Source organism: Candidatus Nitrohelix vancouverensis, from assembly GCA_015698305.1.
Classification (GTDB): Bacteria; Nitrospinota; Nitrospinia; order Nitrospinales; family VA-1; genus Nitrohelix; species Nitrohelix vancouverensis.
Genome location: CP048620.1, coordinates 1539091 through 1555861, shown reverse-complemented (window position 1 = coordinate 1555861; position 16771 = coordinate 1539091). Strand labels below are relative to the sequence as shown.

Genomic DNA, 16771 nt, shown 5'->3' with positions numbered 1-16771 from the left:
TCAAAATTGAAAATAGATAAAGGGGCGTCCCGTCGAAATTTGCAGGAAAGCGACGAGAAAAATCAGGGCCACCGCCGCCGCCCACCATTCATCCGCTTTCCATTCCATACGGCTCTGTAATTTCGCCAGCCAGCCAGGGCTTTTCTCAGTATGCGCCTGCCTTGTATCGAACTCGCCGCTCGAAAGCGCTTCGAAGCGTTGCATCCATTGCCGCGAACTGGGCAGGAACCAGACGATGAAGAACAGGAACCACAAACGATCCTCGCTGATTTTCACATGATTGGCGCCTTGCCAGAGTTCCGTCTGCAAGCCCAGCATCGACTTGTACATCGAAATCGCCGTGGGAAGGTCTCCGGCGCGGAACAAAACCCAGAGAAAGGTCACCGTTATGAACGTTAGGGCTGTGTTGAGCAGTCTCCGCGCCCAGCCCACTCTCTGCGCCGAGCGACCCGCGAAGCGCCGCCAGGCGTGGTTACCCCAAAGGAGCAGGCCGTGCAAACCTCCCCATAAAACAAAATGTAGTCCGGCGCCATGCCAAAGCCCCGTCAAAATCATCACGACGAACAGGCAGACACCCTGGCGCATGAGATCTCTGGAAGCACCTTTCAAGGGAAGATAGAGATGATCTCGCGACCAGCGCGCCAGGGTCATATGCCATCGACGCCAGAATTCAATGAGACTGCCCGCCTTGTAGGGAGAGTCAAAATTCCAGGGCAAAACAATGCCAAACAGCAACGCGACTCCCATCGCCATATCGGCGTAACCGGAGAGGTCGAAATAAATCTGAAAACTGAAAGCGAGCGCGCCGCTCCAGGCCTCCGCAAGGTTGAGCGTCGCGCCGCTGGCCGCGGCATTGAAGGCGGAATCGGCGAAGCGACCCACGGGATCCGCCAGAACCGTCTTTTTAAAAAATCCCAATGAAAACAGCGCCAGCCCTGCGGACACATGATCCCAGCGAACACGAAAAAACTCTTGGGATTCGTACTGCCACATCATTTCTTTCGGACGCGTCACCGGTCCCGCCAGCAATTGCGGAAGAAACAACATATAAAGGCAATAGTTCAAAAAATCCGGAAGCGAAGATTCCTTGCGCGCCACTTCCGTCAAGAAGGCAATCTGCTGGAATACAAAAAATGAAAAGGCCAGAGGCAAACCGAAGTTTTCCAGAAACTCCCAACCGTCCAGCGGTATCGCATCAACCTGCGCTCCCCATTTCAGCACGACCAGCAGGAAGACATTCACCAAAGCTCCTGTCAGAAGGAGAGGGCGGGAAGCTGAAGCGTCGTCCTCCCGCGCCAGCCGGGAAGCGAACGCGTAATTCACCAGTAGCGAGAACACAAGCGCGGCCAGTCCCCAGGGACGGTCCAATCCGTAAAATATGAGAGACGCCAGAATCAGCAGGGAAATCGAAAGACGGCCAGAAGCGCGTTTCCTCAACAAATAAAATCCGGCCCAGGTCAGAGGAAGCAAGCAAAGGAGGAATGGGTAGGAGGCAAACGACATTTCAATAAGTCGGTGAGTTAATCAATCGGGTACGCGCGCAATGCCATGCGAGCCGTCATGACGGGGCGTTCAGCAAGGCTTCGATTTGACTGCGCCGGTAAGCGAAGATGCGATCAAGATCCTTGCGGACGAAATACAATCCGAACGTTTCTCCCAGCAGACCCAGCGGCATTTCATATTGCACCTTATCCCGAACGATCGTGCTATCGCCGTCGACCTCAAACTCATGTTCATGACGCCAATAGGCGTAAGGGCCGCGCATCTGTTCGTCTGAAAATCCGCTGGGCGGGTTGAACTGATCGATGTGCGAACTCCAGTGAAATGGAATCCCGTGCAGACTCAGTCGATAATCCAGAATCGTGCCTTTTTCGATACCGGGCGTTGAGGTGCGCAGGATTTTAAAATTGAGTTCCTTAGGCGTGATCCGTTCAAGATTTTCTGCGCGCGAGAAAAAATCAAACACTTCTTCAATCGGTCGATTCACCCGTTGTTCCCGGACGAAGCCGTGCCGACGCCGCGAACAAACCTCCTTCAATGCAGACCGAATGTCGGGATAGTCGAACTCGAAACCCGAGGCCAGCGCTTTCTCCGCCGATGCGCGCTGACTGGTCAGGACCAGATCGGCGCTTTGTCCCATGAGAACGCGCAAGGCGATGCCGGGGATTTCAAGAAAGACCGGGCGTTTGCAACTGATTCCCAGCATCTGGGAAAACTCTTCATTGCGAACCGGGTTGGGCGAAGTCGCGTTGACGGCGCCCTGCAATTCCGTATGATCGATCGAATGCAGGATCAACTTCACGACATCTTGTAAATTAATCCAGCTCATCCATTGCTGTCCGCCACCGATGCTTCCTCCCAATGCCCACTTGAAGGGCAAGGACATTTTTTCGAACGCGGGCGCCTCAAAATCCAGAACCAGACCGACGCGCAAGGACACCCGCCGAATGTCCAACGCTTCCACCGCCGCCGCTTCATACTCCCATTCCCGGCAGACCTCGGCTAAAAAACCGCTCCCCAGGGAAGACGATTCCGCAAGCGTTTCATCTCCACGATTTCCATAAATACCAACGGCGGAAGCGCAAACAAATACGGAAGGTTTACGCTCCGCGCGTTTCAACGCTTCAACGAGTAAGCGAGTGGACAAAATTCGCGATTGATATATTTTGTTTTTGAAAGAAGCCGACCAGCGTCCGCCAGCGACGGACTCGCCAGCCAGATGTACCACGGCGTCGTACTCTTCGTCCAGATCGAGCGTAGCTGGTCCCGCCAGGGGATCCCATTCCATCACCCGGCATTTCGCTGGCAAAGTTGCGCCCGCCCTGGACGCATCGCGCGTTAATACGGTAACTCGCTCGCCTCGTTCAAGTAATTTTTGAACAAGAAGCGAACCGATGAGACCGGTCGCCCCTGTCAGTAATAGATTCATAGCCTTAGCCCATACAGATCGGCCCATTCTTCCGAATGGAGCGAAGTATTTCCTTTAGTAAAGAGATTAAGCATTGATATTGCGGAAAATATCCGTAACTTAACTAATGTTTAACAACCCAGATACGAAAGGATTCTTTCATGCCTTATGAAAATGGCCCCCATATTGTTCAGGAAACGCCCGGAACCAAACGTTATTGTACCTGCGGCGAGTCTGCAAATAAACCCTACTGTGACGGCGCGCATTCGCGCATGAACACGGGCAAATCTCCAGCCGCATACGAAGTGACCGAAGCCAAACGCCTGGTCATTTGCGACTGTGGGAAAACCGCCAACTCGCCGCTTTGCGACGGTACCCATTCTAAAGCCTGATCGCCTTAAAATACATGATTACGGTCATTGAAAAAAAAATTTCAATGACCGTATTCTTGATCTCAAGCCCTTAAAATCCGCTTTCCCCAAGTCCTGCAACAAACTCCCGCACGCGTCAAAATCAAAATAAAGCGCTATATTTCATATAGTTATAATAATTTATCGCTTTGTTTGCCTGAGAATATCTGGTCATTTTTGTAACACAACTGTTACTTTTTCTTCACCGATCCGAAACATTGAATTCCTATAATTGTAAACATAGAGCAAGGGGTTCAACGCTAACAAAAATTGCTGACGATGAACAAAGCACAGCGAGTTGGCGGCCAAACTAAAAATTAAATAAACATTCGGAGGTGGACCATGTTTCATCCTGTAAAAATTCTCAAAGCCAACGGTAAAACCAAACAAATCATCCCCAGCAAGAGCCTCAGCGAGCAATATTGGGAAAGTTTCCAGAAATCCGAAAACGGCATTTCCCTCGTGAGCAACGGACGACCGCAAATCCCTCGATGGATGAAGCAGAAACTGGACCTGGAATACCCGACGCATATGGACAGCACGCTCTCCTACTCCTCCTAGGATCGGGCGCGAACGGCGCCGGTCAAACAGGGAACCGCGATTCCTTGTTTGTCTGGCGCCATTTTTTTTGCCTGAAAAGCGCCCCCGGCATCTGGAATAACCTCGCTTGTTTTATTTTTTACTCAATAAACCTTCATAAACCCGTATCATCTCATCCGCATTGCGCCGCCCGGTGAAGGTTTCAGCCAAAACCCGGGCCTTTTGACCCATTTCTCGTCGAATCGATTTATCAGACAAATAGTTCAACGCGCAGGCGATTTCATCGGAATCATCAACCTGCTCCAGCCGTAAACCATTGATTCGATGATCAATAACCTCAGCCGCGCCGCAATTTTTACCGACCACCGTCGGCAGGCCCGTCGCCAGCGCTTCCAGATTGGCGTTGCCAAAGGGTTCATAAAGCGAAGGAAGGATGAATATATCGGCCGCGGCGTAATAATTTTCAACATCGTCGACCGGGTCCAAAGCGATGATTCGATCTCGAATCGACGCCGGCAATCCAGCTAAACGACGCGGCCAGTCCGCCTTGCCTAACAAAACCAATCGCCACGGGAATTCATTTAAAGCCTCGGTCGCCTGTAAAATGGCCCCGGTTCCCTTGCGCTCGAATCCCGAACCCACGTGCAGGATCGCGACCTCGTCCTCGCGCAAACCCAGCTTTTGGCGAACCGCTTTCCCAGCCCCCCAGCGATTCTGCGGATGGAAACGTTCCAGATCGACGCCGTTATAGATCACTTCAATTTTATTCTCAGGAACCTTGTAAAAACTTTCGATATCGCGCTTGACCATTTGCGAAATCGCGATGACTTTCTTGCAGGCCTCCGTTTCGAAAATCGCCCGCTCGCGACTTAAAATGAAACGGTGAAACAAATTGAAGCGCAGGCTCCAGCGTTTCCAGGGCGACAGGTTTTTTTTGCGTATTTCCAGCCACTGGCGATGACACCCGTCCCCGGCGCGATAAATATCCTGATGAAAAATACGTTCGTGACTCTGCACAATGTCGTATGACCCCTTCGCCACCTCGCGTCCGGCAAACCAGGCGAAAGACAGCGAGCGAATGAATGAATTGATTTTCAGAGCAGGAACCGGATGGATATGGATTTGGGGGTGTTTCGATTCGGTCCATTGATTGGCGAAGATGTGAATCTCATGACCCTGATTGGCCATCACGTCCGCGTACTGTGCGACAAAGCTCTCCGCCCCGCCATAGTTGACAAATTTTTGCCGAATCACCGCAATTTTCATGAACGCTTCACTGGAAAGAAGAGTAGCAACGACTCAAACGGTTCCGCGGGTTTGCGGATGCGCGTTAAGGCAACGCCGACCGGGAGTCGAGAACTTTGTTATAAACCTGCAAGGTATCGAGAATCATTTTTTCCGCAGTCAATTCGCGCAGGCAATATTGATAGGCCTTCGCCGCCAATTCTTCAGCCAGACCGGGTTGAGCGATCAAGCGGCAGACGCCTTCGGCGATTTCGTCCGCCTTGCCCGGAGCGACCAGAATACCGCGTTCGCCATCGCCCAGCAGCGACTCCGTCGAACCAATCCGCGAAGCCACCATCGGAGTTTTCATGGCGAAGGCCTGCGGGATCACCTGCGGCGTGCCTTCTCCCGAAGTGGAGGCCAGAACCAGAACTTCGCAGGCCGCCATGATTTCAGGAACGTCTTCGCGATGCCCCAACATTGTTGCGACCGCGCCCAGCCCGCGTGACTCGGTTTTTCGCTTGATCTCATCGAAGCCCGGCCCGTCGCCCGCCATGACGAAACGCGCATTGGGAATCTGTTTTTGGATCAAAGGGATCGCTTCCAGAAAATGATCGTGCCCCTTCCAGCCGCGAATGACGCCGACCTTGCCGATGAGCGGTTGCCCCGCCTGCAAGCCCAATTCCTGTCGAACACAACCGCCCGACAAATGAAAATCAAAGCGCTTCAAATCCACCCCTGCGGAAACCGAAGACACGTTTTCCGGACGAACGCCCTTGACGCGGCGGACCAAATCCGAAATCGCCTCGCCGCTGGTGATGATATGATCCGGCGCCTTGGAGTAAAGCCAGTTATTAGGAAAAAAATCGCGAATCGGGAGCGAGACATGCCGACTCCTGACGACAGGGATGCCCAGCAAACGCGCCGCGATGGAAAACTGCCAGCTATCAATCGAGCTGTGCGTGTGCACGATATCGGGCTTCAACTTTTTCAGCAGACGGTAAACGCCCGCCAAAGCCGAAGGGTTGAAGGCTTTATCCATAGCCCGAGAGAAATAATGAAATCCGGGATCGGACAGGGATTCGCAACGCTTTGCCAGCGGCGAATTCTTGCGGCACACGATGTCCACGCGACAGCCTTTTTCCAACAGCAACTGCGTTTCCTGAAACACCCGGATTTCCTGACCGCCCCAGCCCACGGCGGCTTCTGAATGCAAAATATGAGGAAAGTTCAAACCTGGAAACCTTAATGATAGCGGAATGATGGTTGATCGAAGTCGAAAATTAATCTAGCATATCCGGAGTATCGTGTCGATATTCGGGTTTTCAGCCGAAAACCCTCCCAACGCCGTCTCATCCAACGCATCCAAAATTCATGTCGGAAACGCTGGTCCACAATCTGAAACCCTGCGAGTGTTGCGGATCGCTCCAGTTCAATCTGGTCTGCGAAAGAAGCGACGCCAATATCTGGCAATGCCAGAATTGCGCCCTGGAGTCCGTCAATCCCCTACCCGACGCATCGGATTTAAAAACGATTCATCGCTCGGAAATGGACGGCGCCGGAACGAACTCCCCCTATTATCTGGAATATTTTGAAGAGCGCCAGCGCCGCGCCGCTTCCTACGAAAAAATTTACCGGTCGCGTCTCGACCTGATAGAAAGAACGCTGGGCAAAAAAGGCTCCTTGCTCGACCTGGGTTGTGGCGCCGGATTTTTTATCCGCCATGCGCAACAAAGCGGTTGGGAAACGCAGGGCCTCGACATTCTCCCGGAATACGAACAACTCGCGAAAGAACGCCTGAACTTCGACCGGGTGCGATGCGCCTTTCTGGAAGACGCCAACCTGCCCCCGGCTTCTTTCGACGTCGTAACGCTCTGGGACCTGATCGAACATATCCCGCACCCGCTCGATTACCTTCGCCAGGTCAACGCGCTTTTGAAAATGCAGGGGCTGGTTGTTTTGTGGACGCCGAACGTGAAGAACAGCGTGTATCTAAAATCACGCTGGACCGGTTATGGCCCAACGCAACACATTCATTTCTTCTCGCGCGCAACGCTAGAACGCCTGTTGAATCAAGCCGGATTTAAAGTCGTTTACGCAAAAACCAACAAGACCAAAAAGGGACTTCTCATTCCCCAGGAATCGCTCAGCTTTGAAAAAATTGAAAAGCCCGCCGACCTGCCGGGCCGTATCGGCTTCGCCATGAAACGTGACCTGAAAAATTTCTTCAATCCGCTGACCTATCTCGATCCGATTCTCGACTGGGCCGGTTACGGATTCAATCTGTTGATGATAGCGCGCAAAACAAGGTCGCTGGAATCATGACCTCCCAGCATACAGAATTATCGGCGATCATCGCCGTCGTCGATACAGGCCAGCGCCTGCAACAATGCCTCGATAGCCTGCGATGGATCGACTCGATCACCGTCGTTTCTCCCACAGAGGATGCCGGCTTACAGAAATGCGCGGAGAGTCAGGGAGCGCGTTACCAGACATCCGCGTCGCCTTCAGCCAGCCGACTCTGGCAGGCAGGCCTGGAAGCTTCGGCTACATCGTGGACGCTGTTGATCCGTTCCAATGAAATCGTCACCGGACAATTACGCAAAAGCATTCTGCAGGCGATGACAAGCAAGCCATCCCGCTCGGCCCGCTATCGTCTCCCGCACACAAGCGTGTATTTGCAAAAACGTCTCAAGCGCCCCTTGCAGTCTCCATCGGAGCCGCCTTCGACCTTATGTTTTCAACCCGCCGGAGAAAATGCGCTATTCCCCGACATCGAAGAGCATGCTTTTGAAGGCGAATTGATTCATTATGGCGACGCGACGCTGGAGACGGCGATTCATAACACGCTGAACCGCGCGCAGAGCTTTGCCGATGAATGGCATTCATCAAATTCTAAACAAACCTCGAAAAACCTCGTCTGCGAAGGCGTTTCCGCGACCCTGCGCTCGCTCGGAAACTCCCTGCTCACGCAAAAATCTTACAAGGAAGGGTTTGAAGGAGCCGTCTGGACCCTGACAGAAGCCTTGCGAACGGCTCTGGGCTTTCTGCGATATCATGAACAGTATATTCGCGGCGGCGAAAGCCTGCGCCGTTCCTTGCCGAACGCGAAGAAGATACTGATCATCAAACTCCGCGATATTGGCGACAATATTTTACTGAGCCCGCTGTTCGGTAATCTCAAAGCGGCGTTTCCCCAGCTTTCCCAGTCTGTGCTGACTTACGATTACTCCAGCCCCGTCTTCGAAAATCACCCGGACATCGAACGCATCTATGGGATTTCAAAGACCGCCTCTCAGGAAGAGATCAGGAAAATGATCGAGCAGTTGAATGCGGAAGGCTTTGACCTTGTCGTCAACACCCATGGCGGGCGCGTTTCTTCGGACATTCTGAACGGGCTGGATGTCGAGCACAAGATCAACAATCACTACATCGGCCGCAACAAATACTATACCGCTCTGACGCCGATTTCCGATCATTATCGTTCATCGACTCAACGCGATCTCGACTGCCTGCGCGTGATGGGCGTTGAACCGACGCGCATCAAACCTGAAATTCACTTGAGCGATGAAGAGATCGCCTGGGCTCGCAACGAATTACAGGCGATGGGATTGGACCCGCAGAAAAAATTGATCGTCGTTCACCCGACCGCCGCCGTCGCCATTCGCGAATGGGGCATGGATCGTTTCGGGCAATTGATCCAGCGTCTGGACGCGCTGGAAGACGCGCAGGTCCTGGCCATTTGTTCGCCGACCGAACGGCCTCGACTCGATCCGCTTCTGGCGTATTCGCCGCATTTGAAAATTCTGCACCAGACCAGCATTCGCCAGATGATGGCGGCCATTCACTGCGCCGCCCTCGTCGTCGACAACGATTCTTCGCCCAGCCATGTTGCCGCGGCCTTTGACATACCCGCCGTTGTCCTGTTCAGTCAGGCCATCCGCGAAATTTTTCGCCCCTACGATGAAGCCGCCGACCGTCACTTTGTTTTTTACAAGGACGTCGATTGCCGGGAATGCGGTTTGACGACCTGCGACGACCGCATTTGCATGGATTTTACCGCCGAAGAAGTGTTCCATAAATGCAGGACCATGTTAGAATAGCGCAGTCGTAACGATGCGCCGCGCTTCAAGCCGCCAGGATGTTCAACGTCAGCCCTTCGAATCCCATTCCGCTACATGCTCAACTTTTTCAAATCCCTGTTCGGCAGTCGCAAGCCGCCAGAAAACCCTAAGTCCATCTTCATCGGCCTGATCGGCGGCGTTGGCGATCTGGTCTGTGCGGCGCCTTCCGTCACGGCTCTGAAAAAAAAGTTTCCCGACGCGACCATCCGCTTTGGCGTCGGCAACAGTTTCTTTAAAGACGTCATCCTGGGGCATCCCGGCATCGACTCTTACGAAAGCCCCTTCTTCTACAATGTCTGGAAATCGCGCGAGCGTCGCAATATGGAGCGCGAGCAATACGAAAAACACGACTGGGTGTTACTGCTGGACAATGCATCGCGCGAATGGTGGAAAGAAGGCAAACACCTTGTGGATATCTATCAGGAGAAATGCGGCGTTCAACTCGAGCGCAGACAACCCGAAATGTATTTGAACAGGCGCGATGAGGAAAGAGCGCGAGAATTTCTACAATCCAAAGGAATTGAAGACGACGATTACCTGATCGTCCTTTCTCCGGAAACCCGATCCAAGAAAGAGATGAAGGAGTGGCCGCCGGAGCGTTTCGACCAGCTCATCGAAAAAATTCATGCACACAAGAAGGTAAAATTCCTGAATTTCGTTTCAGAAGAGAATCCACACCCATTCAATGGTACAATATCCGCTAAAGGTTTTCCCTTGCGGCCGAGCGCCGCGATCATCCGGCGATCCAGTTTGTTTATCGGTCTGGATAATGGGTTGACCCACATTGCGTCCTGCTTTGACATTAAAATGCTCTCGATACACATTGGATTCCCCGTTGAGTGCAGCGGGCCGCTATCGCCCCGCGCGGTGGTGGTTGCTCACGAACCGTTCAGTCCGCCCGAGTCAATTACCGTCGAAGAAGTATTTAACAAAGTTCAACAACTGATAGACTCATGATTGACTTACGCCGCCGGTTCAACCGGCTCAAAATAAAACTTTCGTACCGTCTTGGGATTTCCCGATTGTCGTCCATGCCCAAGATGCTCAATCTCGACCCAACCAATCATTGCAATTTAAAATGTCCTCTTTGCCCGACCGGGTTGGGCGACGAGTCTGTCGACCGCGGAACCATGAAGCTGGAAGAATATAAAAAGGTCGTCGACAAACTCGGCAAGTGGTTGCAATCCGTCAACCTCTATAGCTGGGGCGAGCCGTTCCTCAACAAGTCCGTCGTGGACATGGTCAGCTACACGGCGAACGAGAACAAAATCCGCACCATCACCAGCTCTCATTTCAACAATATCAGCGACGAGCAAATCGAAAAATTGTCCGTATCAGGACTGGACAAGATCATCGTCTCCGTCGATGGCGCGACTCAGGAAGTTTATGAGAAGTACCGGGTCGGAGGACAGATCGACGCGGTCTTCGGCAATATGCGCAAACTGGTCGCCGCAAAACGGAAAAATAATTCGTCGATCAAGATCGTCTGGAACTTTCTGGTCATGAAGCAGAACGAACACGAAATGGATATGGCCCGGCAAATCGCCGCAGAGATCGGCGTCGAACTGACCTTCAGCATCATGCGCACGAATCTCAAAGACGATATTCTCGGCAAGGTCGAAGACAACGTCGAAAAAGACAAAGAGTGGATTCCGCAATCGCCGGACTACAACCCCTACGACCTTGAGAAGAAAGAACGGAAAAATCCCATCACCTTCTGCAAACGCCCCTGGATGGAAACCTTTGTCAACTGGAACGGCGACGTCTTCCCCTGCGGTTGCGTGATGACCGAAAAGCAATACAGCATGGGCAATGTGTTCGAACAGGAGTTTGAAGATATCTGGAACGGCCCCAAATACATTGCGGCCCGCAAGGAACTGCTGGATCAACCCAATGACATGAAAACCATTTGCCACACCTGCAAGGAAAACGGATATTACACTCCCTGAGATCGTTCCGATCCTTCAACGAATCCTCGTATGAAACGAATTCTCGTCGTCAGTTCCACCGGCATGGGCGACTCGCTCTGGGGCAGTCCCGCCCTACGCGCTCTTAAAAAAAGTTTCCCGGAAACCTCTATCGATCTGCTGGCCCTTCCGCAGTGGACCTCGCTGTTCGATCACAACCCGCACCTCGCCTCGGTTCTGAGTTATCATCCGCAATGGGGTCGGCAACTTGTGACGGCGGCTCGGCTGTCGGGCCGCGCTTACGATCACGCGCTCCTGTTCCACGTCAATAAAGATTTCCGGCGCATGCTCCCCTTACTCAGATGTTCATCCTTTCTGGCACATCAGGAATTCGACTGGCTCCCCAGCATCTCCATTTTGCGGTTTGACGCGCGAGTGCACGGCATTCAGCGCCGTCTGGAATTGATCAAACAGATCGGCGCGGAACCCGACGGTTCGCAAATGGAACTGGTCCTCAGCGAAGAGGAAAAAGAAGAAGCCCGGTTGTTTCTGACCAGGAACGGTCTGGATCGGGATCGCAGTATTTACCTGAACCTTGGCGCATCGCTCCCGCACAAACGCTGGCCGGTCGAACGTTGCCTGCAACTCACAGGAAAAATACTTCGGCACACGCCCTGCTCGGTTCTCCTTGGCGGCGGCCCGGAAGAAAAACCCATGATCGATCAGGCGCTGAGACAGTTCAAAGGCGATAAAGTGGCGGGAGTCTGCGACCGCCCCATTCGCGCCAACGCCGCGCTGATTGAGCGCGCAATCGGGCTGGTGACGACAGACACCGGTCCAATGCATTTGGGGCTGGCGTTGAAAACCCCGACGCTGGCCCTGTTCGGCCCCACCCGTCCGGAAGAATCCGGCCCCTACCAGATCGACCCATCGCTCTGCTCCGTCATCCGCGCGAGTTCACAGGGAACCCCTCTGAGCGACCGCAGTCAAAATGTCGATTTCAATTATTTCGATCCGATCAGCGTCGAGGTCGTGTGGGAAGAACTTCAAAAATTGTTTCGACTCGGATAACTCAAGGAATACGTTCAGGCGGGAGACAAGATGCGACGCGCCGCGTTCAACACGTCTTCAGTTTCAATATTGCGTTTGCATTCGGCGTCGCCGTCGTAACATTCCGGCTTGCGCGTCTTTGAATTGCAGGGACTGCATTCGATTTCCTTGTACAAGACGATATCGCGTTCCCCAAGCGGTTTCCAAATCCGGGGATTGACCACGCCGAACAAGGCGATGACCGGAGTTCCCAATGCCGAGGCGAAATGCATGTAACCGCCGTTATGGCAAACGGCAAACCGGGCGCGCCGGCTGATCCAGCCCAGCTCCTGCAATCCCGCGACAAAAAACGGCGTCCCTTGCGCATGATCGAGGACCTGACGGGCCTGCGCTTCTTCACCCGGCCCGCAAGTCAACACTGCCTTCACGCCCAACTGTGAATGAAATTCCTGACATAATTCGGCGAATTTTTTGTACTGCCACTGGTCGTAAACCTTCCGTGTGCCGCAATGCACGATGCAAAAGTCTTCGTCATCAGCGATGCCCAGGGCGCGTAGACGCTCCCTCGCCGCTGATTCGACCGAATCATCGAGATGAATTTCCGGTCGGGGCGCGTCGATCGCCACACCCATTTTATTGACCAGCGCCGCCTGATACTCAATCGGAAAACGCGGCGCCAAATCTTCAAATTGTAATGTTTCATTATAGAGAAACGAGCGTTTGGCGAAACGATGTCCCACACGATAGCGCGCCTGGCTGACGAAGCACATCACCGCGCCGCGCGTGCCTTCGTGCATGTCGATGGCCACGTCGTAGCGATGGGCGAATAAATTGAAATAGAATCGCGCCTGTTCGAGAAAAGATCCCTTGCGAAAACACAGGGCGACGTCCACCGCCGGGTGCGAGCGCACCAGATCGTAGGAAGCCGGTTCCACCAGCACCGTCAATTCAGAGTCCGGGAAACATTGCTTGAGCGGACCGTAGACGGAGGTGTTGTAGACCACGTCGCCAATCGAGCGTAATTTAATGAGAAGTATTTTCGCATTTTTGGGAATACGATCTTTCAAAAGTTGCGTCATCTTATCTTCCCCCCTGCCTTGCCCACACATTCCATCAACTGTTCCCTGAGAATACGAATATCAAAATTCTCCTGGCACCGACGACGCGCATTGGCTCCCATTTGCCGCGCTTCTTCAGGGTGACTGATTATATAATTCAAGGCCTCGGCAAGGCCCCTCACATTGCCCGGCTCGACTAAATACCCAAAGCCGCCCAGGACGTCGGGGATATCGGAAACGCGCGTCGAGACGATGGGCTTCGCCATCGCCATCGCATCAAAAATTTTTGCGGGCATTTGCCCGACCGTATCGCTGGTATGGCGCTGGGGAATCGCCGCGATATCTCCCGCCGACAGATAGTCCGGCAACTCGGAGAATGGGATGCGCGGAAACACCTTGACACGATCTTTCACTTCAGGGTAACGCTCCAGAATTTCTTCCAGTTCGGAACCCGCGCCGACGATCACCAGACGCGCCTTCGGGTCCTCCACAAAACGCATGCATTGAATCAAATCCTCGACGCCCTTGTGCGCGCGCGGAGTTCCCAGGAACATGATGGTCTTGAATCCTTCCAGGCCCAATCGCCTCTTGATCGCATTGGAATCAAACCGATCCGGATCCAAAATTTCCGTGTCGCGACAATGATAAATCATATCCCCGCCGAAGCGCTTCTGCAAAAAGCGATTGCTCACAAACACGCCGTCGGCGCGCGCAACCCAGCGCTCCATCAGCCATGCGCTGGGCATGCCGTTGGGATTGGACCAGTTCAGCATTCTCCCCAGCCGTCCCCAAAAATTGGCGCGCAGAAAAAAACCCAGTTCCCAGTCGTCGATATCCACCAGCAAAGGTTTTCCATTTATTTTGCGCGCCATCAAGCCAACGCCATAACTGGCCATGCGCAATTTACAGGCGACCATCACATCGCCTTCAACGGCGGCGGCCATTTTTTTCATGGTTCCTGCAAAAGAAGGAAAGCGGCCCCAGGGAAAAGATTTGATTGGCAGGTCCAGATCCTTCATGGGCTCCCACAAACCGGACGCCTTGATCGGCCCGATCAATTCAACTTCGTGATCCTTCGATGCCGCCTTCGCAAGCAGAGCCGCGCGGCCCAAAGAGTTGTCTGAAAGATCAAAACACAAAAATGAAATTTTCAATTGAATTGTTTCCCATTGATTTCCAAACGGTCAGAATGGACCTGCAAGGTTGCTATATCCGTGTAAATCGGCCAACCGCCCGTCGGCGTCAGCGCGACTTCCTGATCGGTATCGCGGCGGTAAAACGCCCTTGGAATCACCGCAGGCCCCACGGCCAAACGATCCAGTCTGGGGGTCAGGCGCGACATCGGATCAAGAGCAAGACTGATGATCGCCTCAGCGTTCAATTGCATGCCGCCCGCCGGGTAAGACGCATTCAATACCAATTTGCCGTCTTTCCCTTGAAGAGTCGCTTTCCCCTTGCCCTTCATCGCCTTATCCGCCAGCGCATTGAGGTCTTTGAACTCGATCGTCATACGCGGCCTGATGCGCTTGAGTTCAAAAAATATCAAATTATTATTCAGCAATAAATCATACAGATTGATCTGAACTTGAGACAAGACAACCTCAAATTCTCGAACCGGAACCTTGTTGATTTCCAGAAAATCGGCGCGGGCGGTGATCGACGCGTAGCGACCCAAAGCCGCGTCCGCAGGATCATTCGTCGGAACAATTTCGATTTGCAGGTTGCGGGCTTTTTTGAATCCATAGAGCGGATAATCCACCAACGCCTTCTTCAGTTTCTCTGCCACTCTTTCCATATCCAGAGCGCCATCGAGCGTTGTCGCCGGTTTCACATTCTTCTTCAAGACTAATCCGTTTGACTTATCCGGCAGTGGGTATTCTCGAAATATCTCGAAGGTATTGACGAGGGCCGGATCGCTGGTCAATCTTACCCGCTTGGGATTGATATCTTCATTCGAGAAAGACGGCCCAACGTTGAGTTCCTTCGTAATGAAAAAGTCTGTGAATTCACCCAGGTTGCGTTTGACGCTCTTCATCTGAATTGGAAGATCGTTCGCTTCGCTGTAATTGCGGAAGATGCCTCTTTGATAGGATCGATGATTGGTCAGGGTCCGAACGATCAGGGCATCGCCTGGAGCAGGATTGCTCTCCCTTAGAATATCTTCCAACGTTTGTTTAATACGCCAGTCTTGATCCGACGGAGGATACCAATACCCCAAAAACATGATCGTGGAATTCACCCAGGGTCGAGACAAGGTCCATTCATTCCAGGGTATAAAACTGCATGCGAAAAAAATTACCAGACAAACAGAGAGTACACCGGCGCGGATTGGGCGATAAAATTTCAGCCCTCGCAAACTTGTTAAAAACACCCCTGTTACTAAAGCCATTCCAGGCAAGATCGGCATGATGTAACGCGGATCTTTATTCGTCAACATGGACAAAATCACATAAGGAACCGCCATCCATACCAGAAGAATCCACGGAACTTTACGCCGCCACAGCATTACGGCGAGAGCGACAAAAAACAGAACCATCAACGGAATGCCCAGCTCAATTTTGAATATCTTCAGATAATAAAGCCACTGATCCAGCCCCGTTGTCGGATCGCCTTCCTTTAACCCAGACAAATTGGATTTGATAGACCCTTTCGATAAGCTGAATAGCGTATGCGCGTACCAGGGAAAACAAATCATCAATCCAGAGCCGACCATCACGAGCAAATTGAATGCTTTGTCGACCGAAATGGAGACGCGAGAGAGCCCTGCAATCAGGGCAATGATCAAAAACAATTCAACTGTCAGAGCTATCCAACGACCCGTTTCCAATATATAAATAAGAAAAGGAAGAACCAAGACCCCTATTAACATTCCAAGATAAAACAAAGCCTGCGCGGTCAAATGCTTGAAGGAGAACGATTTACCACCAAATAACCCGAAAACCATTGCAGGAAAAAGAAAGAACATGAAGGTCCATTTAACCATCATTCCTAGGGCAATCGACAAACTGAACACAAAGGTCCAGCGTCGATCTTCAAAATATTCAGATCGAATGAAGCAATAATAGGAAACCGAGACCGCCGCAACCAGCATTGATTCGATCAAAGCCAATCGCGCGGCAAACATAAGAAAGGGATAGCACGCTACGATGAGAGCCGACCAAAGTCCGGCCCGCCAATCGAACAATTCTTTACCAATGCCATATACCGAAAGGATCGTCGCCATCAAACACAGGGAATTTAGCAGGACCGCTCCGTCTGTATTGAAATCCATCGCCCATATGAACGGAACCAGACTCAGGTGATACAGCGGCGGGTAAAACGGCTCCACGCTCAAAATGTCGTAAAACCAGCTCGCCGAGTCTGAACGCAAGGCCTCCCAATACTTGAAGGCAATGTGCATGTGAGCGCTCGCATCCCAGGGGGGCGGCATACGATCCAGCAAGGCCCAGACAATATTTCCAAGGAACATCCAGAGAATGATCGCGGTTAAAAAGAAGAAAGCTGGTTTTTGATTCCACAATTTATTCATTATTTTTGGCTGGAAGGGGAG

General features: G+C 52.5%; 14 protein-coding genes. 7 read left to right on the top strand and 7 right to left on the bottom strand.

The features are described from left to right. Positions 1-1503: an MBOAT family protein gene (locus tag G3M78_07310; GenBank protein QPJ65206.1), complete on the bottom strand. Its 1503-nt coding sequence runs from the start codon at positions 1501-1503 to the stop codon at positions 1-3. Between the two features lie 55 nt (positions 1504-1558). Then, positions 1559-2929 (bottom strand): TIGR01777 family protein, encoded by a 1371-nt coding sequence (locus G3M78_07305; GenBank protein ID QPJ65205.1) that lies wholly within the window; start codon positions 2927-2929, stop codon positions 1559-1561. Between the two features lie 140 nt (positions 2930-3069). Between G3M78_07305 and G3M78_07300 the strand changes: the two genes are divergently transcribed. Continuing rightward, a complete protein-coding gene (locus tag G3M78_07300) occupies positions 3070-3300 on the top strand; it encodes a CDGSH iron-sulfur domain-containing protein (GenBank protein QPJ65204.1) in 231 nt (76 codons plus the stop codon). 360 nt (positions 3301-3660) lie between these two features. Further along, complete coding sequence (locus tag G3M78_07295) at positions 3661-3879, top strand: hypothetical protein (GenBank protein QPJ65203.1); 219 nt, start codon at positions 3661-3663, stop codon at positions 3877-3879. 111 nt (positions 3880-3990) lie between these two features. On the opposite strand, the gene G3M78_07290 is transcribed toward G3M78_07295, so the two are convergent. Both G3M78_07290 and G3M78_07285 read right to left on the bottom strand, forming a co-directional pair. Continuing rightward, entirely contained in the window at positions 3991-5124 is a 1134-nt protein-coding gene (locus G3M78_07290; GenBank protein ID QPJ65202.1) for a glycosyltransferase family 4 protein, read from the bottom strand. A gap of 64 nt (positions 5125-5188) precedes the next feature. Further along, the gene (locus G3M78_07285; protein QPJ65201.1) at positions 5189-6316 is read right to left on the bottom strand and encodes a glycosyltransferase family 4 protein; all 1128 of its coding nucleotides are present in this window, start codon (positions 6314-6316) and stop codon (positions 5189-5191) included. A 140-nt stretch (positions 6317-6456) separates the two neighbouring features. Between G3M78_07285 and G3M78_07280 the strand changes: the two genes are divergently transcribed. From G3M78_07280 to G3M78_07260, 5 genes are all read left to right on the top strand, one after another. Beyond that, entirely contained in the window at positions 6457-7407 is a 951-nt protein-coding gene (locus G3M78_07280) for a class I SAM-dependent methyltransferase (protein ID QPJ65200.1), read from the top strand. Next, positions 7404-9185: a hypothetical protein gene (locus tag G3M78_07275; protein QPJ65199.1), complete on the top strand. Its 1782-nt coding sequence runs from the start codon at positions 7404-7406 to the stop codon at positions 9183-9185. Before G3M78_07280 ends, G3M78_07275 begins: the two co-directional genes overlap by 4 nt. A 75-nt stretch (positions 9186-9260) precedes the next feature. Beyond that, positions 9261-10163, top strand: a complete 903-nt coding sequence (locus tag G3M78_07270; protein QPJ65198.1) for a glycosyltransferase family 9 protein — start codon at positions 9261-9263, stop codon at positions 10161-10163. Beyond that, positions 10160-11155, top strand: coding sequence for a radical SAM protein (locus tag G3M78_07265; protein QPJ65197.1), 996 nt, complete (start codon positions 10160-10162; stop codon positions 11153-11155). Before G3M78_07270 ends, G3M78_07265 begins: the two co-directional genes overlap by 4 nt. Positions 11156-11185: 30 nt before the next feature. Next, positions 11186-12184, top strand: a complete 999-nt coding sequence (locus G3M78_07260; GenBank protein QPJ65196.1) for a glycosyltransferase family 9 protein — start codon at positions 11186-11188, stop codon at positions 12182-12184. Positions 12185-12198: 14 nt separating this feature from the next. On the opposite strand, the gene G3M78_07255 is transcribed toward G3M78_07260, so the two are convergent. Genes G3M78_07255 through G3M78_07245 form a run of 3 tightly spaced genes read right to left on the bottom strand, consistent with a single transcriptional unit; the run spans position 12199 to position 16750 of the window. Then, positions 12199-13242 (bottom strand): glycosyltransferase family 9 protein, encoded by a 1044-nt coding sequence (locus tag G3M78_07255; protein QPJ65195.1) that lies wholly within the window; start codon positions 13240-13242, stop codon positions 12199-12201. After that, a complete protein-coding gene (locus tag G3M78_07250) occupies positions 13239-14375 on the bottom strand; it encodes a glycosyltransferase family 4 protein (GenBank protein ID QPJ65194.1) in 1137 nt (378 codons plus the stop codon). Before G3M78_07250 ends, G3M78_07255 begins: the two co-directional genes overlap by 4 nt. Next, a complete protein-coding gene (locus G3M78_07245) occupies positions 14372-16750 on the bottom strand; it encodes a phospholipid carrier-dependent glycosyltransferase (protein QPJ65193.1) in 2379 nt (792 codons plus the stop codon). Before G3M78_07245 ends, G3M78_07250 begins: the two co-directional genes overlap by 4 nt. Positions 16751-16771 lie beyond the last annotated feature (21 nt).